This window comes from Marinobacter sp. JSM 1782161 (assembly GCF_011421605.1).
GTDB classification, from domain to species: domain Bacteria; phylum Pseudomonadota; class Gammaproteobacteria; order Pseudomonadales; family Oleiphilaceae; genus Marinobacter_A; species Marinobacter_A bohaiensis.
The window spans coordinates 2,762,817-2,788,507 of the sequence record NZ_WSSA01000002.1 but is presented as its reverse complement, the minus strand read 5'-3'; the positions used below and the strand labels follow the sequence as shown (position 1 = coordinate 2,788,507).

At 64.9% G+C, this 25,691-nt stretch carries 22 protein-coding genes; 15 read left to right on the top strand and 7 right to left on the bottom strand.

From position 1 onward, the window contains the following. Positions 1–125: 125 nt before the first annotated feature. From GQB00_RS12425 to msrB, 7 genes are all read left to right on the top strand, one after another. Entirely contained in the window at positions 126–989 is an 864-nt protein-coding gene (locus tag GQB00_RS12425) for an alpha/beta fold hydrolase (protein WP_165856434.1), read from the top strand. 283 nt (positions 990–1,272) lie between these two features. Beyond that, entirely contained in the window at positions 1,273–1,968 is a 696-nt protein-coding gene (gene folE / locus GQB00_RS12420; RefSeq protein WP_111493259.1) for a GTP cyclohydrolase I FolE, read from the top strand. An 89-nt stretch (positions 1,969–2,057) separates the two neighbouring features. Further along, entirely contained in the window at positions 2,058–2,933 is an 876-nt protein-coding gene (locus GQB00_RS12415) for a carboxylate/amino acid/amine transporter (protein ID WP_165856433.1), read from the top strand. Positions 2,934–3,165: 232 nt separating this feature from the next. Beyond that, on the top strand, positions 3,166–3,462 hold the full coding sequence (locus GQB00_RS12410) for a pentapeptide MXKDX repeat protein (protein ID WP_165856432.1): 297 nt from the start codon (positions 3,166–3,168) through the stop codon (positions 3,460–3,462). Between the two features lie 83 nt (positions 3,463–3,545). Continuing rightward, entirely contained in the window at positions 3,546–4,247 is a 702-nt protein-coding gene (locus GQB00_RS12405; RefSeq protein ID WP_165856431.1) for a response regulator transcription factor, read from the top strand. Positions 4,248–4,250: 3 nt separating this feature from the next. Further along, entirely contained in the window at positions 4,251–5,738 is a 1,488-nt protein-coding gene (locus GQB00_RS12400) for a sensor histidine kinase (protein WP_165856430.1), read from the top strand. A gap of 102 nt (positions 5,739–5,840) precedes the next feature. Further along, positions 5,841–7,028: a peptide-methionine (R)-S-oxide reductase MsrB gene (msrB, locus tag GQB00_RS12395; RefSeq protein WP_165856429.1), complete on the top strand. Its 1,188-nt coding sequence runs from the start codon at positions 5,841–5,843 to the stop codon at positions 7,026–7,028. 206 nt (positions 7,029–7,234) lie between these two features. Here msrB and GQB00_RS12390 read toward each other — a convergent pair whose 3' ends face one another. Continuing rightward, entirely contained in the window at positions 7,235–9,085 is a 1,851-nt protein-coding gene (locus GQB00_RS12390; RefSeq protein WP_165856428.1) for a HAMP domain-containing methyl-accepting chemotaxis protein, read from the bottom strand. Positions 9,086–9,614: 529 nt separating this feature from the next. On the opposite strand from GQB00_RS12390, the gene GQB00_RS12385 reads away from it, so the two are divergent. Continuing rightward, positions 9,615–10,607, top strand: a complete 993-nt coding sequence (locus tag GQB00_RS12385) for a DctP family TRAP transporter solute-binding subunit (RefSeq protein ID WP_165856427.1) — start codon at positions 9,615–9,617, stop codon at positions 10,605–10,607. Between the two features lie 15 nt (positions 10,608–10,622). On the opposite strand, the gene GQB00_RS12380 is transcribed toward GQB00_RS12385, so the two are convergent. The 5 genes from GQB00_RS12380 to GQB00_RS12360 form a co-directional block, all read right to left on the bottom strand. After that, positions 10,623–12,479 carry a HAMP domain-containing methyl-accepting chemotaxis protein gene (locus GQB00_RS12380; RefSeq protein WP_165856426.1) on the bottom strand — a complete coding sequence of 619 codons (1,857 nt, stop codon included), beginning with the start codon at positions 12,477–12,479 and terminating at the stop codon, positions 10,623–10,625. Between the two features lie 251 nt (positions 12,480–12,730). After that, positions 12,731–14,041 (bottom strand): TRAP transporter large permease, encoded by a 1,311-nt coding sequence (locus GQB00_RS12375; protein ID WP_111493272.1) that lies wholly within the window; start codon positions 14,039–14,041, stop codon positions 12,731–12,733. Further along, on the bottom strand, positions 14,038–14,586 hold the full coding sequence (locus tag GQB00_RS12370) for a TRAP transporter small permease subunit (RefSeq protein ID WP_165856425.1): 549 nt from the start codon (positions 14,584–14,586) through the stop codon (positions 14,038–14,040). The genes GQB00_RS12375 and GQB00_RS12370 overlap by 4 nt, the downstream gene beginning before the upstream one ends. Before the next feature lie 79 nt (positions 14,587–14,665). Next, positions 14,666–15,724: a TRAP transporter substrate-binding protein DctP gene (gene dctP, locus GQB00_RS12365; RefSeq protein ID WP_165856424.1), complete on the bottom strand. Its 1,059-nt coding sequence runs from the start codon at positions 15,722–15,724 to the stop codon at positions 14,666–14,668. Positions 15,725–15,908: 184 nt separating this feature from the next. Next, complete coding sequence (locus tag GQB00_RS12360) at positions 15,909–17,363, bottom strand: amidase (protein ID WP_165856423.1); 1,455 nt, start codon at positions 17,361–17,363, stop codon at positions 15,909–15,911. Positions 17,364–17,532: 169 nt separating this feature from the next. Between GQB00_RS12360 and GQB00_RS12355 the strand changes: the two genes are divergently transcribed. Next, on the top strand, positions 17,533–18,273 hold the full coding sequence (locus GQB00_RS12355; RefSeq protein ID WP_111493280.1) for an enoyl-CoA hydratase/isomerase family protein: 741 nt from the start codon (positions 17,533–17,535) through the stop codon (positions 18,271–18,273). A gap of 368 nt (positions 18,274–18,641) precedes the next feature. On the opposite strand, the gene GQB00_RS12350 is transcribed toward GQB00_RS12355, so the two are convergent. Further along, positions 18,642–20,234 (bottom strand): class I adenylate-forming enzyme family protein, encoded by a 1,593-nt coding sequence (locus tag GQB00_RS12350; RefSeq protein ID WP_165856422.1) that lies wholly within the window; start codon positions 20,232–20,234, stop codon positions 18,642–18,644. Positions 20,235–20,438: 204 nt separating this feature from the next. On the opposite strand from GQB00_RS12350, the gene GQB00_RS12345 reads away from it, so the two are divergent. The 6 genes from GQB00_RS12345 to surE all read left to right on the top strand — a co-directional run bounded on the left by GQB00_RS12345 (position 20,439) and on the right by surE (position 25,648). Then, entirely contained in the window at positions 20,439–21,224 is a 786-nt protein-coding gene (locus GQB00_RS12345; RefSeq protein WP_111493284.1) for an SDR family NAD(P)-dependent oxidoreductase, read from the top strand. Beyond that, positions 21,224–21,667, top strand: coding sequence for a PaaI family thioesterase (locus GQB00_RS12340; protein ID WP_111493286.1), 444 nt, complete (start codon positions 21,224–21,226; stop codon positions 21,665–21,667). The genes GQB00_RS12345 and GQB00_RS12340 overlap by 1 nt, the downstream gene beginning before the upstream one ends. A gap of 93 nt (positions 21,668–21,760) precedes the next feature. Further along, positions 21,761–22,984, top strand: coding sequence for an acyl-CoA dehydrogenase family protein (locus GQB00_RS12335; protein WP_165856421.1), 1,224 nt, complete (start codon positions 21,761–21,763; stop codon positions 22,982–22,984). A gap of 15 nt (positions 22,985–22,999) precedes the next feature. After that, a complete protein-coding gene (locus GQB00_RS12330; protein ID WP_165856420.1) occupies positions 23,000–23,767 on the top strand; it encodes an SDR family NAD(P)-dependent oxidoreductase in 768 nt (255 codons plus the stop codon). Between the two features lie 7 nt (positions 23,768–23,774). Next, a complete protein-coding gene (locus tag GQB00_RS12325; protein ID WP_165856419.1) occupies positions 23,775–24,860 on the top strand; it encodes a phosphotransferase in 1,086 nt (361 codons plus the stop codon). Beyond that, the gene (surE, locus tag GQB00_RS12320) at positions 24,857–25,648 is read left to right on the top strand and encodes a 5'/3'-nucleotidase SurE (protein ID WP_207950679.1); all 792 of its coding nucleotides are present in this window, start codon (positions 24,857–24,859) and stop codon (positions 25,646–25,648) included. Before GQB00_RS12325 ends, surE begins: the two co-directional genes overlap by 4 nt. Positions 25,649–25,691 lie beyond the last annotated feature (43 nt).

Here is a 25,691-nt window from a genome sequence, read left to right as displayed (position 1 = left end):
GTCCCGCATTGTGGAATCTACGGATCGCAAACGATCTGTTAGTCTCGGATCTCCGCCCCCGCCAACGCGCCAGAAGGAACTGGGCCATCGACCGTTTTGCCGCTTTTCGCAGCCACGATCACCTCATGATCCTGCCCGACGGGCGCCGTCTGATGTACGCCGACCTGGGCGATCCCGACGGCGTCCCGATCCTGTTCGCTCACGGCATGCCGGGTTGTCGGGTGGAAGGCTGGTTCTTCCATCGCCAGGCCCGGCGGCACCGCTTCCGCCTGGTGGTGCCGGATCGTCCCGGTATTGGCGGCTCGTCGGCGCAGCCCGGACGGGTGCTGCTCGATTACCCAAGGGACGCGGCCGCGCTGGCCGATGCCCTGGGTATCGGCCGCTTCGTGGCCATGGGCTGGTCCAGCGGTGGCTCGCGCACCCTGGCCTGCGCCCACGCCCTGGCGGACCGGGTCTCGCTGGCGGTGTGTCTGTCCGGCTATACCCACTTTGCCGAGTACCCGCGCCGTGGGCCGCTGCTGGAACCCACCCGCTGGCCCGGCCCGGCGCTGGCGTCATGGAGTCCGCGGCTGTTGCGGCTGGCGGTGCGCGCGCTGGTGTGGCTGTCCCGCCGTCACCCCGGCCTGTACCTGCGCGAAGCGCGCCAGTTGACCAGCGGCCAGGATCGCGAGCTGCTGGCCCGGCACGGGCCCACCCAACGCTTCCAGGCGGATCAGATCCTGTGTCTGGACAGCGGCGCCCGGGCCATTGCCGACGACCTGATGACCGAACTGGTGGACTGGGGCTTCCGGCTCGGCGAGGTCGCCATACCGGTGTGGCTGTACCAGGGCGGGCAGGATCCGTTCGTTCCCGCCGATTACGCCCGGCACCTGGCGTCCCGTTTGCCACGGGCGGACCTGGAGCTGATGCCCGGGGCCGGGCATCTGTACCCGCTGTCGGAAACGTTTCAGGCGCAGTTGTTCGGGCGCCTGCGGCAATGGCTGTCGTGATCGCTATTCATTGCCGCTACCCATGAACGCTATCGGGTTAGTGCAATGGATTTGCGTGGATCGATAGCGACCTGCTATTAGCGTGTTATACGATCTATTTTTGCGCTTCTGCCCTCGGCCAAGGATAATTGCGCTCCTATCGAGGTGCTGGCTGGCGAGGTGCTAGCTGGCGAGGTGATGGCGGGACGATCCCGGTCAACGATCGTCGCCGGCCGAGTAATCCAATGCCGCTATCCAGCGTAAATGCGTCATTGTGTGTATCCATCAGGGCAGAGGCTTTCCCATGTCGCAGCAATTGCAGACTTCGTCCCTCCGCGAGGCGGACTCCGTCGCGGTATCACGGCTCAGTGAAGAGGCGCTCGCGGTGCGCAGCGCGCTGGTGGAACGGGGCCTGGAAACGCCCATGGTGGACAATCACCTGACCCGCGACCAGAAGGTTGAGCGGATCCGGGAGCTGATGCGCCAGATGACCCAGACCCTGGGGCTGGACCTGAACGACGACAGCCTGGCGGAAACCCCCGACCGCATCGCCCGGATGTACGTGGACGAGATCTTCGCCGGCCTCGATTACAGCCAGTTTCCCAAGATCACCCAGATCGAGAACAAGATGGGCGTGGAGGAAATGGTCAAGGTGCGCGACATCAGTGTGACCAGCACCTGCGAACACCACTTCGTCACCATCGACGGTCTGGCCCGGGTGGCCTACCTGCCCAGGGACAAGGTGATCGGCCTGTCCAAGATCAATCGCATCGTGCGGTTCTTCGCCAAGCGCCCGCAGGTGCAGGAACGCCTCACCAACCAGATCATGGTCGCCCTGCAGACCCTGCTTGATGTGGAAGACGTGGCCGTGCATATGGACGCCACCCACTACTGCGTCAAATCCCGCGGCGTACAGGACACTCATTCCCAGACCGAAACCATGGCCCTGGGCGGACGCTTCAAGACCGATCCCCAGTACCGCCGCGAATTCCTCGGCTGAGCCGGATCAACGCCGGTGCGCGGCAGGCGCCCGGTAAATCCCGTATACTGCGCCGCCTGAATCCGCGATCCCGAACGATGGAGTGAGTTGTGGCGCTGCTGGTCTTCGTAACCGTCCTCTGGGCGTTTTCTTTCAGCCTGATCGGTGAGTTCCTCGCCGGCCACGTGGACAGCGACTTTGCGGTGCTGAGCCGGGTGGTCCTGGCCGGGCTGGCGTTCCTGCCGTTCACCCGCTGGCGCGGCGTGCGCTGGGAGCTTAAGGCCGGCGTCACCGTGGTCGGCGCCCTGCAGTTCGGCATCACCTACCTGTGCCTGTACCGGTCCTTCGCCTACCTGAGCGTGCCGGAAGTGCTGCTGTTCACCATCTTCACGCCGCTCTACATCACCCTGTTCGACGATGCCCTCAATCGCCGCTTCTCGCCCATGGCCCTGGTGGCCGCGGCGATCGCCACCCTGGGGGCGGGCATCATCCGCTACGACGGTCTCAGTGAGGACTTCCTGACCGGCTTCCTGCTGCTGCAGGTGGCCAACGCCACGTTTGCCGCGGGGCAGGTGGGCTACAAACACCTGATCCAGCGTTTCCCCACCGAGGTTCCGCTGTTCCGCTTCTTCGGTTACTTCTACGCCGGCGCCCTGGTGTTCGCGCTGCCGTCCTTCCTGATCTTCGGCAACGCCGACAAGCTGCCGCACACCGCGTTGCAGTGGGGCATCCTGGCCTGGCTGGGGCTGGCCGCGTCGGGCATCGGCCTGTTCCTGTGGAACCGCGGCGGCTGCCTGGTGGACGCCGGCACCCTGGCGATCATGAATAACGCCCTGGTGCCCGCCGGCCTGCTGGTCAACCTGCTGATCTGGAACCGCGACGCCGACCTGGGCCGCCTGCTCGCCGGGGGCGCGGTGATGATGCTGTCGCTGTGGGTGAACGCCCGGTTCTCGCGCGGGCGGCTGGCACTGAGGAACGCTGTCTAGCGGTCCCACTTGTTGAGCCGGATCGAAGCGGGTGGGGCATCCGCTTCCCACCCCAAGGCCTGAATGCCTGTAATGCTGTCTCCTGCCGCAAAGCCCCTTGCCCGTGATGGTTTTGTGAACTTTCCTTTATAGACTCTTTAGCGGGCCGTGATGGGCCCGTGAGCGGGTGTTGTCAGGCTGCGTCCTGTCCCCTGCGGCATTTGGCCGTGGGTCCATGACAGGAGAACGCATAATGAAGACACTGACCCCGATCGTATTCGCCGCCGTCACCGTCCTGCTTTCCGGCACCGCAGCCGTCCACGCCGATGAGATGATGGACGGCGAGGACCACATGACGTCGGACATGCAGCACGAGACCATGGCGGACGACGGCATGGCCAAGGAGTCCATGCACGACGACATGAAAAAGGATGCCATGCACGACGACAGCATGATGAAAGACGATGGGATGCAGGACCAGATGCATCACGACGACATGAAGGACGCCGGCATGAAAGGCGACGACATGAAGCAGGATGCCATGCAGTAATCCCCGGCAGCCGCCATCGGCCCTGGCCGGTGGTGGCCGCCCGCGCAGCCCCCGAGGCCGCGTAACCGGCAACTGAGACAACCATGACCCGAACCGTACTGATCATCGAAGACAATCCGGGCATCGGCCAACTGGTCAAGATGCACGTGGAAGACATCGGCTGCGAGGCGATCCTGGTGCCGCGCGGCGATGACGGCCTCAAGCGCTACCAGGAAGGCGGCATCGACCTGGTGGTGCTGGACCTCATGCTGCCCGGCCTCGACGGCCTGTCCATCTGCCGCGAGATCCGCGCCGGAACGGGCTATGTGCCGGTACTGATGCTCACCGCCAAGTCCACCGAGCTGGACCGGGTGCTGGGCCTGGAAATCGGCGCTGACGACTACCTCACCAAACCCTTCAGCGTGGCCGAACTGGCCGCCCGCATCAAAGCCCTGTTCCGCCGTGTGGATGCCATGAGCGCTCCGGCCGACGACGCCAGCCCGGGCGATCGCATCGACGTTGAGGGCCTGACCATCGACCCCGAGCGCCGCCGGGTCACCGTTGCCGGCAATGAGGTGGATCTGACCGCGCGGGAGTTCGACCTGCTCTACCACTTCGCCCGTCAGCCGGGGCGGGTTTTCAGCCGCAGCCAGCTGCTGGATTCCGTGTGGGGCTACAATCACGAAGGTTACGAGCACACCGTCAACACCCACATCAATCGCCTGCGCGGCAAGATCGAGCGCGACCCGTCCGACCCGTACTACATCCAGACGGTGTGGGGCGTCGGCTATCGCTTCCGGGACTGAACCATGCTGAATTCGCTGTACACCCGCCTGGCCGCGGGGCTGTTCGTGCTGATGGTTGCCGTGGGGCTGGTCTACACCTTCATCAGCACCGTGTCATTGCGCGAGTACTACGCCTCGGTGAATCAGGAGCTGAACCGCAACCTGGCCCGGGACCTGGTCTCCGACCGCAACCTGGTGGACGAGGGGCGCATCGACCAGACAGCCCTCAAGGAGCTGTTCGCGCTCTATATGACCATCAACCCCAGCATCGAGATCTACCTGCTCGATCCCGACGGCAAGATCCTGTCCTACTCCGCCGATCCGGAGAAGATCAAGCGCAACCGGGTGTCCCTCGATCCCATCCGCAACCTGCTGGCCGACGAGACCGCCTACCCGGTGCTCGGGGACGACCCGCGCAGCCACGAACGGCAGAAAGCCTTCTCGGTGACGCCGGTGCCCTCGGCTGACAACATCCAGGGCTACCTCTACGTGGTGCTGCGGGGCGAGGAATACGACTCCGTGGAAATGATGGCCCGGGAAGGGCATTTCATCGGCATGAGCGCCTGGGCCGTGGCCTTCAGCCTATTGTTCGGCCTGGTGGCGGGGCTGGCGGTGTTCCGTCTGCTGACACGACGTCTGACCCGCCTGACCCGGCTGGTGGAGCAGTTTGAACAGGGTGACCCGTCCGCCTGGGCCGCCCGGGCGCGCTGGGCCGACGAGCGCGGTCGCAGCCGGGACGAAGTGGACTACCTGGGCGTCGCCTTCGACCGCATGGCCGACCGCATCGTCTCCCAGATCGAACAGCTGCAGGAGAAGGACACGCTGCGCCGGCGCCTGATCGCCCAGGTCTCCCACGACCTGCGCACCCCGCTGGCGTCCATGCAGGGCTATGTGGAAAGCCTGCGCATGAAACGGGACAGCCTCTCGCCGGAACAGCAGGGCCGCTTTCTGGATGTCGCCCTGGATGAAAGCCGGCGCCTGAGTCATCTGGTGGACGAACTGTTCGAACTGGCGGCGCTGGAAGCGCGCGAGAAACGGCCCCAGCCGGAACCGTTCACCCCGGCCGAGCTGATCCACGACGTCGCCCAGAAGCACGGCCCCGAGGCGGCCCGCAAGGGCGTCGAACTCCGGGTGACCGGAAATCTGGGGCTGCCCATGGTGCTGGGTGACCTGGGCATGACCGAACGTGTACTGGACAACCTGATCCGCAACGCCCTGCGCTACAGCCCCGAGCACAGCGACGTGGTGCTCGATCTGGCGGGAGACGAGCGCTGGCTTACGGTCACGGTGCGCGATGCCGGGCCGGGCATCCGCGAGGCGGACCTGCCCCATGTGTTCGATGCGCTCTACCGCGGCGAGCAGCGCGACGAACCCGGCCACGCCGGTCTGGGGCTGGCCATCGCCAAGCGCATCATGGATCTGCAGGGCGGCGATATCCGCGTGCGCAACGAGGCGGAGGGCGGCGCGGCGTTCGCCATTCGCCTGCCGTTCCAGTCGGCGATGGCCGACTGATCCCGAATCCGTTATGAATTCGTAATAACGTGGGGAAAATGGTGTGAATCTTTTACCCGATACTGGAGTCTCAAAACTGGGACACCCGAAGAGGTAAGTGGTATGAAACGCATAACCCTGGCTGCCATCCTGATGCTGTCCGCCGGCACGGTCGGACTGCAGGTCTACGCGGCCGATGACGAGCCCAAAGCGGATACCGAATTTGCGCCGGACGATCCGTCGCTGGCGGTGGCCACCTTCGCCGGCGGCTGCTTCTGGTGCGTGGAAGCCGGTTTCGAGAAGATTCCTGGCGTGGTGGAAGCGGTGTCCGGTTACGCCGGCGGCGATGAGGCCAATCCCACCTACAAGCAGGTGTCCTCCGGCCGCACCGGCCACACCGAGGCGGTGCAGGTCTATTACGATCCGGACGTGATCACCTACCAGGGACTGCTGCAGGGATTCTGGCGCTTCATGGACCCGACCGATGCCGACGGTCAGTTCGTCGACCGCGGCCAGCAGTACCGTCCGGAGATTTTCTACGACACGGCCAAACAGCAGCGGCTGGCGCAGGTCTCGCGTGACGCACTGGCGGACTCCGGCCGCTACGATAAGCCGGTGGTGATCGAGATCACCGCGCTCAAGCAGTTCTACCCGGCCGAGAAGTACCACCAGGACTACTACAAGAAGAATCCGGTGCGCTACAAGTTCTACACCTTCAACTCCGGCCGCTACCAGTTCATCGAGCAGGTCTGGGGCGAGGATCAGGACATCGATTTCGCCCAGTTCCGGCCGGAGAACGTGGACTCCGACGACGGAGGGCAGGCGATGAAAGGCGCCGATGCCAAGGGCTTTGACGACGCCAGTTTCGTCAAGCCGAGCGACGAGAAACTGAAGTCGATGCTCACCGATATGCAGTACAAGGTGACCCAGAAGGACGGCACCGAGCCGGCGTTCGAGAACGAATACTGGGACAACAAGCAGGTGGGCCTGTACGTGGACGTGGTGTCCGGTGAGCCGCTGTTCTCATCCGCCGACAAGTACAAGTCCGGCACCGGCTGGCCCAGCTTCGTGCGCCCGATCAAGCCGGACGCGGTGGTCGAGAAAGAGGACAAGTCCTGGTTCATGACCCGCACGGAAATCCGCAGCAGCGTGGCGGACTCCCACCTGGGCCACGTCTTCAAGGACGGCCCGGCGCCCACCGGCCTGCGCTACTGCATGAACTCGGCGGCCATGAAGTTCATTCCCAGGGACGAGATGGTGGCGGCCGGTTACGGCGAGTACCTGGATGAAGTGGGGCCGCCGCTGAGCTGAGCAAAGCGATGGCCCGGTAACCCGCTTTTCGACAAGCGGGGCATCTGGGTGCCGGCAGCGAATGAACACCCCTGCCTACGCTGCTATTAATGGCCGTCCCTGGCCATAATAGCGACCAGGACGTCCCTGTCCTTCCTTCGGCAGGGGCGTCCATTCGCTTCGATCCAATCCCACGGAATACGCTCACCCATATCGGCTTTGCGGGATCAGACGCTGAACCGCGCCACCCGGGTCCGCAGGTTTTCACCCAGCTGCGCCAGCTCGGTGCTGGACGAGGCCACCTGGGTCGCCGCGCTGGCGGACTGGTCGCTGATGTCGCGGATGCGGGTGACGTTCTGGTTGATGTCTTCCGCCACCGACGACTGCTGCTCCGCCGCCGTGGCGATCTGGCTGTTGAGCTGGCGGATGTCCTCCACCGACTGGGTGATCGCCTTGATGGTGCGGCCCGCGGTCTGGGCGCGGTCCAGGGTGCGGCCGGCGAGGTCGGTGCCTTCGCTCATGGCCGTCACCGAGGCTTCCGCGCTGTGCACCAGTTTGTCGATCAACGATTCGATCTCCTCCGCCGAACTCTGGGTACGCTGGGCCAGTGACCGTACTTCGTCCGCCACCACGGCAAAGCCGCGACCCTGTTCGCCGGCGCGGGCGGCCTCGATGGCGGCGTTGAGGGCCAACAGGTTGGTCTGCTCGGCGACGGCCTTGATCACATCGAGCACGGTGCCGATGTTGCGGGTGTCGGACTGCAGCGTCTGCACCTGTCCCTGAACCCGCTCCAGCAGGTTGTTCAACTCGCTGACGTAGCTCAGGGTTTCACCCACCGCGGTATCGCCGTCATTGGCGGTCGTGCTGGCCCGGTTGGCGGCGTCGAACGCTTCCTCGGCACTCTTGGCGACTTCGCCCACGGTGGCCACCATCTCGTTCATGGCCGTGGCCACCTGGTCGGTCTGGTCGCGCTGGTCGGTCATGCCCTGGCTGGTCTGCTCGGTGACGCTGGACAGTTGCCCCGTGGAAGTGGCGATCTCATGGGAGCCGCTGTTGATGTCGCCCACCAGATTGCGCAGGTTGGCGATCATCTGGCCCAGGGCGTTGATCAACTGCCCCAGCTCGTCGCTCCGGTCGGATTCGGCGTGGGCGCGCAGGTTGCCGTCGGCCACCTGGGTGGCCAGGCCCACGGCTTCCTTGAGTGGGCGGATGATGCTGCGCGACAGCGCCCACGCCAGCAGCACACCGATCACGATGGCCGCCAGGATGCCCAGACTGATCAGGATGGTGGCGCGGTCGTGGTCACGCTCCATTTTCCCCAACTGGATGGTCTGCAGTGACTGCGCAGCATCCAGGATGCTGCGCGCGGTGGTGACCAGTTGTTCCTCCAGTTCCCGCAGCTGGCGTGAGGCGGAGACGGCTTCGTCGAAGGCGGCGGTGTAGCGCTGGAACAGGCCGGTGATTTCCGCTTTGGCATCGTCGCTGATGTAGGTGCCCTCAATCGATTGCAGGGCGCGCTCGGCGTCCTTGTCGAACCGGCCAACGGCGTCATCGTCGTGCTGGATCAGGAACTGGCGCTCGTAGCCCCGCATCTTCTTCAGCGCACCTTCCGCCACGTAGAGCTGGGGCTCGGTGCTGAGCCGGCTGGCGGTGATCCGCGCGCTTTCCTCCAGCTCCGCCACCGCGCTGTCGCGGGCGGACTGGGTGCGGGCCAGATCCTGCAGGCTCTGGGTGTAGCGCGCGCTGCCGTCGCGAACGGACTTGAGCAGTTCCAGGTCCGACGGTACGACCAGCTCATCGGCGAGGTTCCTGGCCACCGTTCCTGCCTGCTGCCCCAGGCTGACCGCCTCCTGAAGCCGCGCGTCGTCCCCGTTCAGCATGAAGTTCTTCTCTTCGGTGCGGGCTTGCAGCAACAGAGCCTCCATCTGGCCGGCCTGGGCCACCACATTGGAGCGGTGCCCGTAGCTTTCCAGCTGCAGCAGCGCATGGCCGCCCACCAGGGCCGCCAGGATGATCAGGATACTGAACCCGATCGCCAGCTTGCGGGCGATCGTCAGGGAAGAGAGAAAGCGGAACATGTCGAGTACTCGTTTTTTGGTTGTGCGACCCACCGGGCCCTTTTGATTGGATTTCGAGGGACGGCCCGGACAACTGGTATGGATATTCGACCAAACGCCTGCGGCGTACGCCGTTACCAGGGGGCCAGCCAAGCAAGAAGCTCGCCGCCGCCGGGAATCGGATCGGGCCGGAGGATGGTCCGTTTGAAATGGGTGGATTCCTACCCGCATCCATTCGGGCGTCCGGTCTGGTGCCGGGGGTATCGTCCTTTACTAGGCAGTCTAGAACAGGATTTTCGCTTGCAAGTGACGACGGGTGAAAAATCACCCGTTATTTGCCGGGAATGGGTGGATATCCGCCTATTGTAGGGGGTGTTACGTATCAGATTGTTGCAAAAAGGACTGGTTGCGTAAGCGTACGGTGTGAGGCGCCACGGATCCGCGACCTGGCCCTGGTCTTGCTAAAGCCCTGTTCTAACTAAAAAGCCTGACAAAAGATGCCGAGAGGCCATCCGGACAACAAACCGATAAAAAGAAGGACGTATCCACCATGAAATGGAATCTGCTGCGCGTCGCCCTGGCTGCGCTTCTGGCCTGGCCCATGAGCCTGGCCGCCGAGCCAAAGACGCTGGTGCTGTCTCACGTGGTCAGCCCGGACACGCCCAAGGGCAAAATGGCGACGATGTTCAAGACCATTGTCGAGCGCAAGATGGGTGACCGCTTCCGCGTCGAGATCCACCCCAACGGCACCCTGATGGATGACAACGAAGCCGTCGACGCCATCGCCGAGGGTCGCATCCAGTTCGCCGCGCCGTCGGTGTCGAAATTCGAGGCCTACACCCAGAAACTCAAGGTGTTCGATCTGCCGTTCCTGTTCCCGGACATGGCGGCGGTAAACCGCTTCCAGCAAAGCCCCGCCGGCCAGTCGCTGCTCACCAGCATGACCGGTCAGGGCATCGTCGGCCTGGGTTATCTGCACAACGGCCTCAAGCAGCTCTCCGCCAACCAGCCGTTCGAAAAGCCCCAGGATCTGGCGGGGCTGAAGTTCCGCATCATGAATTCGGACGTGCTGAAGAAACAGTTCCAGGCGGTGGACGCGACGCCGGTTCCCATGGCCTTTGCCGATGTCTATCAGGCCCTGGCGGAGGATCGTATCCAGGGGCAGGAGAACACCTGGTCCAACATCTATTCCAAGCGTTTCTACGAGTACCAGCCCTACATCATGGAATCCAATCACGGCGTGCTGGACTACATGGTGATCACCAACGCCGCTTTCTGGCAAAGCCTGAGTGACGAGGACCGCCACCACTTCCAGTACGCCATCGGCAACGCGCTGGGTTACGGCAACGCCGTGGCCAAGGCCAAGAGTACGAACGATCGCGGCGAACTGCAGGCGATGCCGGGCGTTAACCTGATCCGGCCCAGCCGCGCCGATCTGGCGGACTGGCAGGCGGTGATGAAGCCCCTGTGGGACGAGTACGCGCCCGCCATCGGCGAAGCCACCCTGCGCGCCGCCCAGGACGCGGCCGCCGCCAGTCTCTGACGGCGGCCGTCCCGCTCACACGCTGAAGCGGGCCACCTGGGTGCGCAGCGTCTCGCCCAGCCGGGCCAGCTCGGTGCTGGAGGAGGCGACCTGGGTGGCCGAGCTGGCGGACTGGTCGCTGATGTCGCGGATGCGGGTGACGTTCTGGTTGATGTCTTCCGCCACCGAGGACTGCTGTTCCGCTGCCGTGGCGATCTGGCTGTTGAGCTGGCGGATTTCCTCCACCGCCTGACCGATGGCGGTAATCGTCTGACCGGTGGTGCGGGCGCTGTCCAGGGTGCGGTTGGCCAGTTCGGTGCCCGTAGCCATGGCCTGCACCGAGCTTTCGGCGCTGCTCACCAGGTTGCTGATCAGGGTCTCGATCTCGGCGGCGGAGCTTTGCGTACGCTGGGCCAGGGAGCGGACCTCGTCGGCGACGACCGCGAAGCCGCGGCCCTGCTCGCCGGCGCGGGCGGCCTCGATAGCGGCGTTGAGCGCCAGCAGGTTGGTCTGCTCCGCCACGGACTTGATCACATCCAGCACGGTGCCGATGTTCTGGGTGTCGCTGCGCAGGGTTTCCAGCTGCGCCATCACGCCCTGGGAGCGGGTGTTCAGCTCTTCCACGTAGGTCACCGTCTCGCCCACCGCGGCCTCGCCCTGGGCGGCGGTCTCGCTGGCGCGGTTGGCGGCGCCGAAGGCCTCCTCGGCATTGCGGGCGACTTCGCTGACGGTGGCCGCCATCTCGTTCATGGCGGTGGCCACCTGGTCGGTCTGGTCACGCTGCTGGGTCATGCCGTCGCGGGTCTGTTCGGTCACGCTGGAGAGGTCGCCGGTGGAGTGGGCGATTTCCGTGGAGCCGTTGTTGATGCCCAGCACCAGCTCGCGCAGGCTCACCACCATGCTGCCCAGGCCGCCCAGCAACTGGCCCAGTTCGTCCCGGCGCGGGCTGTCGATCTCGCGGCGCAGGTCGCCGGAGGCCACGCAGGAGGCCACGTCAACCGCCTCGCGGATGGGCCGCACGATGTTGCGGCTCAGGCCCCAGGCGAGGGCGATGCCCAGCAGGATCACCACCGCGGTGGTGGCCATGATCAGCACCAGCGCCTGCTGGTGGTCCCGGCGCATCAGCGGAATCTGCGTGGCTTTCAGGCCGCCGGCGGCGTCGAGGATGGCGTCCGCGGCGCCGACCATGGCGGTCTCCAGTTCGTGGGTGCGGCGCACCTGGTCCACGGCGCTGTGGAAGGTTTTGGCGTATTGCTCGAACAGCCCCGTGATTTCCTGTTTCACCGATTTGTCCACAAACGAGGATTTGATCGAGCGCAGCGCCCGGTCGGCGGCGGACTCGAACTGCTGGATGGCGTCGTCGTTGGCTTCCACCAGGAAGCTGCGTTCGCTGCGGCGCATCTGCTTGAGCGCGGCGGCGGCCATGTAGAGCTTGTCTTCTGTGCTCAGGCGACTTTCGGTCATGCGTGCGTCGGTTTCCAGCTGGCTGACGGTCTGGTTGCGGGCCTCGCTGGTGGCGGCCAGGTCGCTCAGCAGCTGGCTGTAGCGCGTCGAGCCCTGTTTCACCTGCTCCAAGCGTTGGCGGTCGGCCGCAGCGGTCAGGTGTGTTTCCAGGGATTCGGCCACCTGGCGGGCGGCGGCGCTTTGTTCGCGGGCCGCTTCCAGGTTGGCGTCGGTGGGCTCCAGCAGGAAGGATTTTTCCGCCAGCCGCGCTTCCAGCAGCCGGGTTTCCAGGGCACTGACCTGGCCCACGATCACGGCGCGGCCGGTATAGCTGTTCAGCGCCTGCAGGCCAATGGCGCCAACGATGACGGAGAGGATGATGAGGACAGCAAAGCCGATGCCGAGCTTGCGTCCTATCGACAGGGACGTGAAGAACGAGAGCAATCGCATGAGGATGTCTTCCTGGCTGGGGGCGCTGTCGCGGGAGGGGCGCGGCACCGCCTCGATTGTTGTTGTTTATATTGTTTTCGATATAAGCAGAAAATAGTTCCGCTAGTCGGTATTTAAGTTTGAAATATAACCAATAACAACCCTGGGAAGGTAACAGATTGAAAACCGGTCGCTTTACCGATGGGCGGCAGGGGGCAAGCGATTGAGGAAAGAGGCGCCCGCGCTCACAGGGAGCGTCGGGCGCCGGAGGGTCAGAAGAACAGGTCGGGCAGGTAGGTGGCGATTTCCGGGAAGATCATGATCAGCGCCAGGCCGACGATCTCCACCAGCACGAACGGCAGGATCGACTGGTAGATGTCGCGCATGGTGATGCTCGGCGGCACCACGCCCTTGAGGTAGAACAGGTTGAAGCCGAAGGGCGGCGTCATGTAGCCGATTTCCATGTTGATCACGAACAGGATACCGAACCAGATCGGATCGAAGCCCAGGCTTTCCACGATGGGCATGAACACCGGCAGGGTGATCAGCATGATGCCAACCGGATCGAGCACCATCGCCAGCAGGAAGATGATCAGCATCATCGACAGGATGATGCCCCAGGGCCCACCCGGGATCGCCTGCATCAGCCCCTCGATCAGCTCCTGGGCGCCCATGCTCTGGTAGGCGGCGGAGAAGGCGTGGGCGGCAAACAGGATCCACATGATCATGCCGGTCAGCTTGAAGGTGCGGATCGACGCCTCATGCAGCAGCGACCAGCTGAACTTGCGGTAGACCACCGCCGAGACCAGGGCGCCGAACACGCCCACGGCCGCGGCCTCGGTGGGCGTGGTGATACCGCCGATGATCGAGCCCAGCACCATCACCACGATAGCGATCGGCAGGATCACCGCGCGCAGGGCGCGGAACTTCTCGGCCCAGCTGGCGCGGTCTTCCGGCGGCAGTGCCGGGGCCAGATGCGGCTGGAAATAGCAGCGGATGATGATGTACGCGCAGGTCAGCACCATCAGCAGCAGCCCGGGCAATACGCCGGCGGCGAACATCTTGCCCACCGAGACGCCTGTGATCAGGGCGTACAGGATCATCAGGATGCTGGGTGGAATCAGGATCCCCCAGCCGCCGCCGGTATTGATGCAGCCCAGCGCCATGTTCTTGTCGTAGCCGCGCTCCAGCATGGAAGGCAGGGCGATGGTGCCCATGGCCACCACCGCGGCGCCGCTGATGCCACACATGGCCGCGAACAGGGCGCAGATGCCCAGGGTGCCGATGGCCAGGCCACCGCGTACGCCGCCCCACCACAGGTGCATCATGCGATAGAGGTCGTTGGCTACGCCGGTTCGCTCCAGGATCATCGCCATGAACACGAACAGCGGTATCGCCACCAGCGTGAAGCTCTCCATGGTGCTCCAGATCTGGGAGGCCACCATAAAGAAGGAGTCAAAACCCCAGGTGAAATACAGGAAGACGACGGACACACCGCCCAGCACGAAGGTCAGGGGCAGACCCAGGACCAGGAAGAACAGCAGGGCGCCGAAAAACAGCAGGGTCAGAACTTCGATACTCACAGCATATCCTCCGGCTCATCGTCGCGGTTGCCTGGCTTGAAACCCTCCAGATTGCAGGCGATGGCAATGTCTTCCAGCAGCTTGACGACCCCTTGCAGGATCAGCAGTCCGGTGCCCAGCGGAATGGCCACCTTCACCGGCCAGATCGGCGGGTTCCATGCGGAATAGGTGGTCTCCAGGCTGGCGACCGACTCGCTGGCCATCTCGTAGCCGAAGTAGAACAGCGCCAGGGTGAAGGCGAAAAACATGGTGGAGGTGAAGATGTCGAGCCCCGCCTGCACCCGCGGGCCCAGGTGCGAATAGAGCAGGTCGACGTTGACGTGCCCCCGGTGCGCCATGATGTAGCCGCCGGACATGACGGCGTAGACGCCGAACAGCATCTGCGTCAGCTCGTTGGTCCACACGGTGGGCGAGTTGAGCAGGTAGCGGAAGCCCACTTCCAGCAGCAGGAAGATGAACATGGCAAAGACGAGCAGGGACAGCCAGCGCCCGATGAAATCGTTCAGGCGGGTGACCCCGTTCATGAATGCGGTCAGCGCACGCATGGTGTCCTCCGGGACGGCAGGGTGAATCGGAGACAGCGGACAGACCGGCGGGCCGGGGCCCGCCGGTCATCGGTGGGGGTTACAGGTAGCCCAGTTCGCGCAGGTAGTCCTTGAGCATGTCGAGGGCTTGCTGGGCGCGCTCGCTGCGCTTGCCTTCCTCGTCCCACATGCCCTGGGCGGCCTGGGTCAGACGGTTCTGCACGTCGTCCGGCAGGGTGTTGACCTGCACGCCTTCTTCCTTGATGGCCTTGGACAGGGCGACCTGTTCCTTGAACTGGTACTCGTTGGTGCGGAACCAGAACTGCTCTTCCAGGGCCTGTTTGACGATGGCCTGGAGGTCTTCCGGCAGCTTGTCCAGCGCTTTCTGGCTGACGATGATGACGTCGGTGCCGGCGATGTTCAGGGCCGGTTTGACGTGGTACTTCGCCACTTCATACAGGCCCATGGAGAAGGCGCCCTGGGCCGCACCCCAGTGGGCGCCGTCCACCACACCGCTGTCCAGCGCCGGGTAGAGCTCGCTGCCCGGAATGTAGGAGGCTGCCGCGCCGGCTTCGGTCAGGAACTTCTGCAGGGCGCCGGAGGAGCGGATCTTCAGGGAAGTGAAGTCATCCCAGCTTTCGATCGGCTTCTTGACCACCATCTCGGTCGGGTAGACCTTGTCGGTGGCCCAGTAGACGCCATACTGCGCCGCTTCGTCGCGCAGCATCTGCTCGAAGCCCAGGCCCTGGTGGAAGTAGGCCGCTTCCCACACGTGGCGGAAGGCGAACGGCAGCCCGGAGGCGATGCCGGCCAGGGTCATCTTGTCCTGGGCGTAGGACGGTGAGATGGTGCCCATTTCCAGAATGCCACGGCTGACCGCGTCGAAGGTCTGCTTGGCCTTGAACAGGGCGCCGGCTTCGTACAGCTTGAGTTCGAGACGCCCGTCACTGCGCTCCTCGATGACGCGCTTCAGCCGTTCCAGGCTGTCGGTGTAGGAGCTGCTGGAGCCAGGCCAGTGAGACTGGACCTTCCAGGTAATGGTATCGGCTGCGGTCGCCGCGCCACTGAACAGCACCCCCAGACTCAGGGTGGCTGCGGAGGCGAAGACGGTCAGTTTTTTGCGGGACAGATGCTTACGGAACAGGGAAAGCGTTGGCATGACTGAACCTCTTGTTGTTGTCAGGTCGTTGTTGTCAGATCAATGTTCCTTTTTATTTCGCTATGCGGAACTTATGTCTGCACAACGAATTATTGTTTTCAGAATTTATCACATGCATAGCGGTTTGCAATAGGCGTATCGGGTAACTCCCCCGACACGCGTTCAGGGCGAGTCGGGGTGCCGGCTATTCCCGAGCCATCGGCAAGCCGTCGGGGTGCAGGTGTCTGGCCAGCAGATGGCCGATGCGCAGCAGGTTGCGATCGCCGAAGGCCGGGCCGATCAATTGCACCGCCAGGGGCAGGCCGCTGTCGGTGAAACCCACCGGCAGGCTCAGTGCCGGCAGGCCGGACAGTACCGCCAGGCCGGACCAGACGGTCACGTCCATATAGGGCTGCGGGCGGCCGTTGATGGTGAGGTGGCGATCCAGCGCGGAGGTGTCCTGATCGTGCGGGAAGGGTTGCGTATTGGTGACCGGGCAGACCAGCACGTCGTAGCGCTCGAAGAAGCGCCGCCAGCGACGTTGCAGTTGCGCCCGTTGCTCGTCCAGGTTCATCCAGTCGGCGTGGGACAGGGTGGCGCCCCGTGCGAAGCGGGTCCGGTAGTCGGCGGGATCGCCGCTGCCGGCCTGTTCCTTCAGTTTTTCCCGCATTGTCTCGTCAAACCCGCCGCCCATGGTGGCGGCCAGCAGCGTGTAATAAAGGTCGTGGTTGTCTTTCAGGGACAGCTGCTCCGGCCGTGCCTGTTCATCGACCCGGGCGCCCCCGGCGCGCAGCAGGTCGATCACCGACTGCAAACCGGCCCGCACCTCGGTATCCACCGGGCAGTACAGGTCATCCGGCCAGGCCGCGACAGTCAGGTCGGTCACCTTGTCGCAGTGGGCTTCCGGGAGGTGGACCTGCCAGCCCGGCGCCTCCATATCGTCCGCGCCCACCAGCAGCGACAGCATCCGGTCGAGATCCTCCAGGTGACGCCCCATGGGCCCGGCCACGCCCAGGTCCCGTTTGCGGCACTGGCCCGGCGCCGCCGGTACGTGGCCGCGGGTGGGAATCACGCCGTAGGTGGTCTTGAGCCCGTAAACGCCGCAGAACGCCGACGGTGTGCGAATCGAGCCGCCGATATCGCTGCCCAGTTCCAGGGGGGTGAGTCCGGCCGCCAGCGCCGCTGCGGCGCCGCCCGACGAGCCACCCGGGGTGCGGGCCGCGTCCCACGGGTTGTGCGTGGTGCCGTAGAGGCTGTTGAAGGTCTGCAGGTCACCGGCCAGTTCCGGCACGTTGGTCTTGCCCAGCACTATGGCGCCGGCGTTCAGCAGTCGTTGTACGGCTGGAGCGGTGCGCGGGGAGACGTGATCCCTGAGCTTGCCGTGGCCGGCGGTGGTAGGCCAGCCCTTGATTTCGAAGGTTTCCTTGATGGTCATGGGCACGCCATGCAGGGGGCCCCAATCCTCGCCGCGCTGGGCGGCGGCATCGGCCGCTTCGGCCTGGCGCCGGGCGTCGTCGGCGCGCAGCACGACGATGGCGTTGAGGTCGGGGTTATGGTGCTCGATGCGCTGGAGGAAATGGTCGAGGACCTCGACGGCCGAAAAATCCTGACGGCGGATGCCGTCGGCGAGGGCAAAGCTGCTCATCTGGTGATAATGCACGATCAGCGGTTCCTGTGTTGTGGGGCGATTCCGCCCGTTCTTGTTATGCCTCTCCAAAATAGATCCACCGTGGCAAGATAGATTAATCGTGAAAATTGTGAAACAGTGTTTCGCAATGCATGCGTAGGCTATGGAAAAAACAACACGACGAACAACAAGAGGAAACGTCATGATCGAGGTGAATCGCGAGCCCGGCCTCGTCCGGCTGACCATCCGGCGTCCGGAGAAGAAGAACGCCCTGACCCGCGCCATGTACGACGATTTGTCCACCGCCGTGGACGAGGCGGCCGCCGATCGGAGCGTCCACGCCATCGTGCTGAGCGGTTGCGAGGGCCTGTTCACCGCCGGCAACGACCTGGACGATTTTCGCGCCCGGGCGGTGGACCCCGATCCCCAGCCGTCGGCGGGGCTGGCCTTCATCGAGCGGCTGATGCACTGCGATACGCCGGTGATCGCCGCCGTCGAGGGCATCGCCATTGGCATCGGCACCACGCTGCTGTTCCATTGTGACATCGTGGTGGCCGGCCGATCGGCACGGTTCCGCACGCCGTTTGTCGATCTGGGCCTGTCGCCGGAGGCCGCGTCCACCGTGATGGGACCGCTGCGCATGGGCTATCGCCGGGCGCTGGACCTGCTCGTGTTTGGTGACACCCTGGACGGGCAGGCGGCGCTGGACGCCGGCCTGGCCTCGCAGGTGGTCAGCGACGGCGAGGCGGAAACCGTCGCGCTGGAGCGCGCGCGCAAGCTGGTGAAACAGCCCCGGGACGCGCTGCGGGCCAGCAAACGGCTGATGATGGACCCCTGGCGCGAGCCGGCCAAGGCGGCTCTGGAACGGGAGCGGGACGTTTTTGCCGAGCGCCTGCGGTCGCCCGAGTGCCAGGCGGTGCTGGCCGGGATGGGGAAGCGGTAGGCGCAGCTGCGAACCTGAGGGATTGTCCGCAACGTAGCGGACGCTCCAGCTTCCGAGCCGCCCTGCGGGCGGCCCAAGGTGGCGGATTGCGGCGGGGCCTTGCCCTCCGGGGCCCTCGCGGACCCTCCGAAACTGAAGTTTCGGCTACATTTCTATGGTGCAGCTTCAAGCTGTCGATTGGTCTCTCTGGGCTTGATGGATTCCCGCCACGTAGCGGACGCTTCAGCTTCCGAGCCGCCCTGCGGGCGGCCCGAGGTGGCGAATTGCGGCGGGGCCTTGCCCTCCGGGGCCCTCGCGGACCCTCCGAAACTGAAGTTTCGGCACCATTTTACGGTGCCGCGTTCAGCCCCGGGATTGCGGTACGCTCGCTAATCCTTCCAGTACGGCGCCCGCAGTTCCCGCTTCAGCACTTTGCCAATGGTGCTGCGCGGCAGTTCGTCGCGGAACTCGACGCCCGCCAGGCGCTGGGCCTTGCCCAGCCGTTCGTTGGCCCAGGCCAGCAACGTCTCGTCGGGCACCGTCTCCCCCTCCTTGCACACCACCAGCCCCAGCGGCGTCTCGCCCCAGTGCTCGCTGGGAATACCGATCACCGCCGCATCCGCCACCGCCGGGTGCGTCAGCAATACCTTTTCCAGATCCACCGCGTAGATGTTGAAGCCGCCGGAGATGATCATGTCCTTGCGCCGGTCGAGGATATAGAGGAAGCCGTCGGCATCCAGCTTGCCCATGTCGCCGCTGCGGTAGAAGACCCGGCCGTCGGCATCGGTCCACAGCATGGCGCGGGTCTGCTCCTCGCGGCCGTAGTAGCCGCGCATCATGGCCCCGGCGCGGCCGACGATCTCGCCGATTTCGCCACGCGGAAGCTCCTGGCCGTCCTCGTCGAGGATCCGCACCTCCGCGCCCTCGGTGGGCTGGCCCACGGAGTCCCATTTGTCCGGAAAGGCGGCGCAGTCGAGGCTGGTGGAAATGCCGCCTTCGGTCAGACCGTACACCTCGCGGATGTTGCCCGGCCAGCGCTGCATGGCCTCGGCGATCACCTCTGCGCGCAGCGGCGCGCTGGTGGACAGCTTGAGCTGGAAGTGGGACAGGTCGAAGCGGTCGAAGTCCGGTTCCGCCAGGATGCGTTGGTACTGCACCGGCACCAGCATGGCGTGGGTCACCTTGTGGTGCTCGGCCAGCTCCAGGAAACGGCGGGCGTGGAATTTGGCCATCAGCACCAGGGTGCCGCCGTGGAACAGGACCGGCAGGGCGGACACCAGTGTGGTGTTGGAGTAGAGCGGCGTGGACACCAGGTTGACCGCTTCGCCGTTGAGACCGTAGCTGCCCATGCGGCGCATCTGCCGGTCGCGGAAACGGTGATCGTGCAGGATGCCCTTGGGCGTGCCGGTGGTGCCGGAGCTGTAGATGATGTTGAACGGGTCGTCCAGGTCCAGCGTGGCCGGTCGGGCTTCGTCTTCCACGGCGCCGAGCCAGCCGTCCAGGGTCTGGCCGCTGTCGGATGGCGCGTAGTCCAGGCCGATCCGAAGATCCGCCTCCACCTTGTCCAGCTGGTCGCGAATGTCGTCGTACAGCGTCGCGTTCTTGTGCGACACGAACAGGAAGCGGGCGTCGCAGTCGTTGACCATCAGCGCCAGGGTCTCACCGCTGGCCATGCCCGACAGCGGCACCATGCAGCCGCCGGCGGTCAGCACGCCCAGATAGAGCATCATGTAATCGGCGCTGTTCTCCGACAGGCCGGCCACGGTATCGCCTGTGGATAACCCGCACTGGCGCAGCCGATTGGCGATGCGGTTCACGCGGCTCACCAGGTCGGCCCAGCTCACCCGGCCGGTATCGTCGATCAGGGCGGTCTTGTCGGGCTGGCGCTCGGCCAGCTGCTGGAGGCGGTGGCCAATGGCTTCGAGATGTTCGCCGTCCACAGCGGGGGCGTGGACCGGCAGCGTCCGAACGGATTGGGTCATGATTTCACCTAAATGATTTTTGTGTTTTAACTAGTGAAATTAATTTCCGATAATATTGACTCAAAACCGGATGCCGTGACAAATTAATCCGAGAGTTCCTATTGGCGGACCCCGACTTCGTGGAACGACAGTGCTTCGGGTCCGGGATAGGCCGCAAGACTCAGCGAACGACAACTCAGCCAACAAGAACAAAAGGAGCTGCCGATGATGCGGTTCAGGAAGCGTGTGGCCCTCGTCACCGGTGCCGGTAGTGGCATTGGCCGGGCGGTGGCCCTGAGGCTGGCCCGGGAAGGGGCCCATCTGGTTCTGGTGGATCAGTCCGAGGCCGGGCTGATGGAAACCGAGGGTGCCCTGCCCGAGGACGCGGATTACCTGCGCAAGGTCATGGACGTGTCCGACGAGGCGGCCGTGGTCGCCCTGGTGAAAGAGACCGTCAAGCGTTGGGGCCAGATCGACGTGCTCTGCAACAACGCCGGGATCGCCGGCAAGCATCCCCCCATCACCGATCAGGACCGCGACGACTGGGATCGGATCCTGGGCGTGAACCTGATCGGCCCCATGCTCTTTATCAAGCATGTCGCGCCGCACATGCAGTCGCGCCGTCTCGGTAGCATCGTCAACACCGCCTCGGTGGCCGGTATCCGCTCCGGCGCCGGCGGTAACGCCTACAGCGCCTCCAAGGCCGGCGTAATCAACCTGACCCAGACGGCCGCCTGCGACCTGGGTGGCGACAACGTGCGCGTGAACGCCGTCTGCCCGGGCCTGATCGAGACCGGCATGACCCAGCCCATCTTCGACTACGCCCGCGCCAACGAGAAAGCCCACAAGCTGGGCGCGCGCTGCGAGCTGCGCCGCTACGGCAACCCCGAGGAAATCGCCGCCGCCATCCTGTTCCTGGCCTCCGACGACGCCAGTTACATCACCGGTCAGGCGCTGCCCGTGGACGGCGGCAACACCGCCTCCCTCAACCTGCCGGGAATGAAAGTCTGATGTCCGAAACCAAGCAAGACGCCTTTTTCGACAGCCAGGACCTGCCGGGCTTCCACAACGTGCTCGGTTACGAGCAGGTGTCCTGGGAAGAAGAGCAGGCGGTGATTGCCGTGCGCCTGCAGCCCCATCACCTGAACCTGGCCGGCGTGATCCACGGTGGCGTGCTGACGTCGCTGCTGGATATTGCCCTGGCCCAGGCCGGCACGTATTGCCCGTTCCCGGGACGGATCCGCAAGGCCATCACCCTGTCGCTGACCACCTCGTTCACCGGTCAGTGCAGCGGCGGCACCATCACCGTGACCGGCACCCGGCGCGCCGGCGGCACCCGCATTTTCAACAGCACCGGTGAAGTCCGCGACGACCAGGGCAACCTGCTGGCCATCGGCGAGGGCACTTTCCGCATCCGCTCCGGCAGCGAAGGCCCGGAGGGTGTTCCTCTGTAGCCGATACGCCCCTTACCGGGCGCGCGTCGGCCCTGACGCATGCTCCAACAACGATTGTTTCGCTCCAACAAAGACAAGACGAGGCACGACAACATGTTCGAACTTTCCGAAAAAGCCCAGGCCCTGCGCGAGCGTCTGCTCGCCTTTATGGACGAACACGTCTACCCCAACGAGCATCGGCACCACGAGCAGATCGACAACGCCGGGAACCGCTGGGCGCCGACCGCGATTCTGGAAGAGCTCAAGGGCAAGGCGAAGGAAGCCGGCCTGTGGAACCTGTTCCTGCCGGAAAGTGATTACGGCGCTGGCCTGACCAACTTCGAGTACGCCCACCTGTGCGAAATCATGGGCCGCTCCCACATGGCGCCGGAAGTGTTCAACTGTTCCGCGCCGGACACCGGCAACATGGAAACCATCGCCCGCTATGGCTCTCCCGAGCAGCAGAAGGCGTGGCTGGAACCGCTGCTGGCCGGCGAGATCCGCTCCTGCTTCTCCATGACCGAGCCGGCCGTGGCCTCGTCCGACGCCACCAATATTGGCTGCGAAATCCGCCGTGAAGGCGACGAGTACGTGATCAACGGCCGTAAATGGTGGTCGTCCGGTGCCATGACCACGACCTGCAAGATCGCCATCGTCATGGGCAAGACGGACCCGTCGGCGGAAAAGCACAAGCAGCAGTCCATGATCCTGGTGCCGCTGGACACCCCGGGCGTGAAGATCATCCGCCCGCTGACCGTGTTTGGATACGACCACGCGCCGCACGGTCACGCCGAAATCGAGTACAACAACGTGCGCGTTCCGGCCAGCAACATGCTGCTGGGTGAGGGGCGCGGTTTCGAGATCGCCCAGGGCCGTCTGGGGCCAGGCCGGATTCACCACTGCATGCGCACCATCGGTGTCGCCGAACGCGCGCTGGAAGCGATGTGTCAGCGGGTCAACGAGCGTGAAGCCTTCGGCAAGCCGCTGGCCCAGTTCGATTCCATCCGCAAGGACATCGCCCGCTCCCGCCTGGAAATCGAGCAGTGCCGTCTGCTGACCCTCAAGGCCGCCTACATGATGGACACCGTCGGCAACAAGGTGGCGCGCCAGGAAATCGCGATGATCAAGGTCGCCGCGCCGAGCATGGCGCTGCGCGTGCTGGATCGCGCGATCCAGGTTCACGGCGCCATGGGAGTGTGCCAGGACTCCTTCCTGGCGGCGGCCTGGGCCCAGGTCCGCACCCTGCGTCTGGCCGATGGCCCGGACGAAGTGCATCTGGATTCCATCGCCAAACTCGAACTGCGCGGCTATCCAAAAAACCAGCCGAAAACGCACTGATCCGGAGGCCCGAGCATGAGTAATCCGTTGTTTGATATGACCGGCCGGGTGGCCCTGATCACCGGCTCCACCAAGGGTATCGGCCGTTCCATCGCCGAGGAAATGGCCCGCGCCGGCGCCAAAGTCGTGATTTCCAGTCGTAAGCCCGACGTGTGCGAGAAAGTCGCCGGCGAACTGACCGAACAGGGCTTCGAGGCCATCGCCATTCCCTGTCACGTGGGTCGCAAGGACGACCTGCAGAATCTGGTGGACAAGACCCTGTCCGCCTGGGGCCGCATCGACGTGCTGGTGTGCAACGCCGCCACCAACCCGGTCTATGGTCCCACCCAGGAGATGACCGACGACGCCTGGGACAAGATCATGGACACCAACGTCAAGGGCACCTTCTGGTTGACGAAAATGGTGCTGCCGCACATGGCCGAGCGTGGCGATGGGCAGGTGATCCTGCTGTCCAGCATCGCCGGCATTCGCGGCAACACGGTGATCGGCACCTACGGCGTGTCCAAGGCGGCGGAAGCCGCGCTGGCCCGTAACCTGGCGGTGGAGTGGGGGCCCAAGGGTATCCGCGTCAACTCGATTGCCCCGGGACTGGTGCGCACCGATTTTGCCAAGGCGCTGGTGGAAGACCCGGAGCGCCTCAAGCGGGTGGAAGAGAAAACGCCTCTGCGCCGCATCGGCGAGCCGGTGGACATCGCCGGTCTGGCGGTGTTCCTGGCCACGCCGGCCAGTGCCTACATCACCGGTCAGGTGATTGTGGCCGACGGCGGCGAAACGGTGGGCTGATATGAACATGGCCGCTGTCGCAAACCTCGACCCGGAGCTGGTGGACGTCCTCGACGCCCACCGCTTCGATGAACCGTCACTCAAGCGCTGGCTGCAGACCGCCATGCCCTACATCGGCGACCGTCTGGACGTCAAGCAGTTCCAGGGTGGGCAGTCCAACCCCACCTTCCTGCTGGACACCGACAGCGGTCGCTACGTGCTGCGCAAGAAGCCGCCGGGCAAGACCCTGCCGTCGGCCCACATGGTGGAGCGCGAGTACAAGGTGATCCGGGCGCTGTCGGACCACACCGATGTGCCGGTGCCCCGGGCGCGCGTGCTGTGCGAGGACCCGGACATCATCGGCACGCCCTTTTACGTCATGGACTTCATGCCCGGCCGGGTGGTCAGCCATCCGGCGCTGCGGGCGCTGGATCGCGACGAGCGCCGGCCGGTGCACGAGGCGGCGATGGATACGTTGGCCCAGTTGCACGCCGTGGACGTGAACGCGATCGGCCTGGGCGACTACGGTCGGCCGGAAGGCTACGTGGCCCGGCAGGTGGCGCGCTGGAGCAAGCAGTACGAGGCCGCCAAGACCGATGACATGCCGGCCATGGACAAGCTCATGGCCTGGCTGCCGGATCACCTGCCGCAGCACGACGAATGCGCCATCGCCCACGGCGACTACCGGCTGGGCAACCTGATGCTGGCGCCGGATCGGCCCGGTGTCATTGCCATCCTCGACTGGGAGTTGTCCACGCTGGGCCATCCGCTGGCGGATCTCGCCTATTATTGCCTGCCGTATCACCTGCCCATGGACCTGGAAGGCTCGCGCGGCATCGTGGGTGAGGATCTCGAAGCGCTGAACATTCCGGACGAACGGGAGATCGTCGAGCGCTACTGCCGCCAGTCCGGGCGTTCCGGTATCGAGGACTGGCATGTGTTCCTGGCGTTCTCCCTGTTCCGGCTGGCGTCCATCGTGCAGGGGGTCTATGCCCGCGCCCTGCAGGGCAATGCCAGCAACGCCGACGCCCTGCAGGTGGGCAAGCGGGCCAGCATGCTGGCCGACGCCGGCTGGCGCATCGCCCAGAACGGGGCGAAGGGAGCATCGGTATGAGCCATCCCGGTGTGAATGAACGGATCGTCCGCCGCATCCTGATCACCAACGACGATGGCATCAACGCCCCCGGTCTGGCCGTGCTGGAACGCATCGCCGCCCGGCTGGCGGAAGAGGTCTGGGTGGTGGCGCCGGAGCATGATCGCAGCGGGGCGGGGCAGAGCATTTCCCTGCATACGCCGTTGCGGGTGTATCCCCAGGACGACAGCGGTCGCCGCTTCGCTGTCTCGGGGACTCCGGCTGACTGCGTGCTGTTCGCCCTGGCCGAATGGTTTGGCGAAACCCCGCCGGACCTGGTGCTGTCCGGGGTCAACTGCGGCGCCAACATCAGCGATTCGGTGCAGTATTCGGGCACCGTCGGCGCGGTACTCTCGGCCGAGCACATGGGCGTTCCGGCCATGGCGCTGAGCCAGGCGTTCCTCAACCGCGACGGCATCGACTGGTCGCCGGTGGCGGAACTGGGCGAGCGGGTCATTCGTGCCCTGTGGGCGCCGGACGAGCAGCCGCAGCCGTGCTGGAACATCAACTTCCCGGCGTGTGCCGCGAGCGACGTCCGCGAAATCCGCTGGGCGCGCGAGTCCAGCGGTTCCATCCAGCGCACGCGCCTGCTGGCCGGCCAGGACGGCCGCAGCCTGCCGTACTGGTGGCTCAGCTTCGAGCGCAGTTCCCAGCACATCATTGCGCCGGATATGGACGTGACCGTTTTGCGTGACCGGGCGATTGCCGTCACGCCCCTGCGCAGCCAGGCGCCCCTGCCGGGGCAGCAGGCTGTGCTGTCGATCGAATAATTCCAAGACGACGTGGCCGGCTTGCCGGCCGGCATGGGAGAAC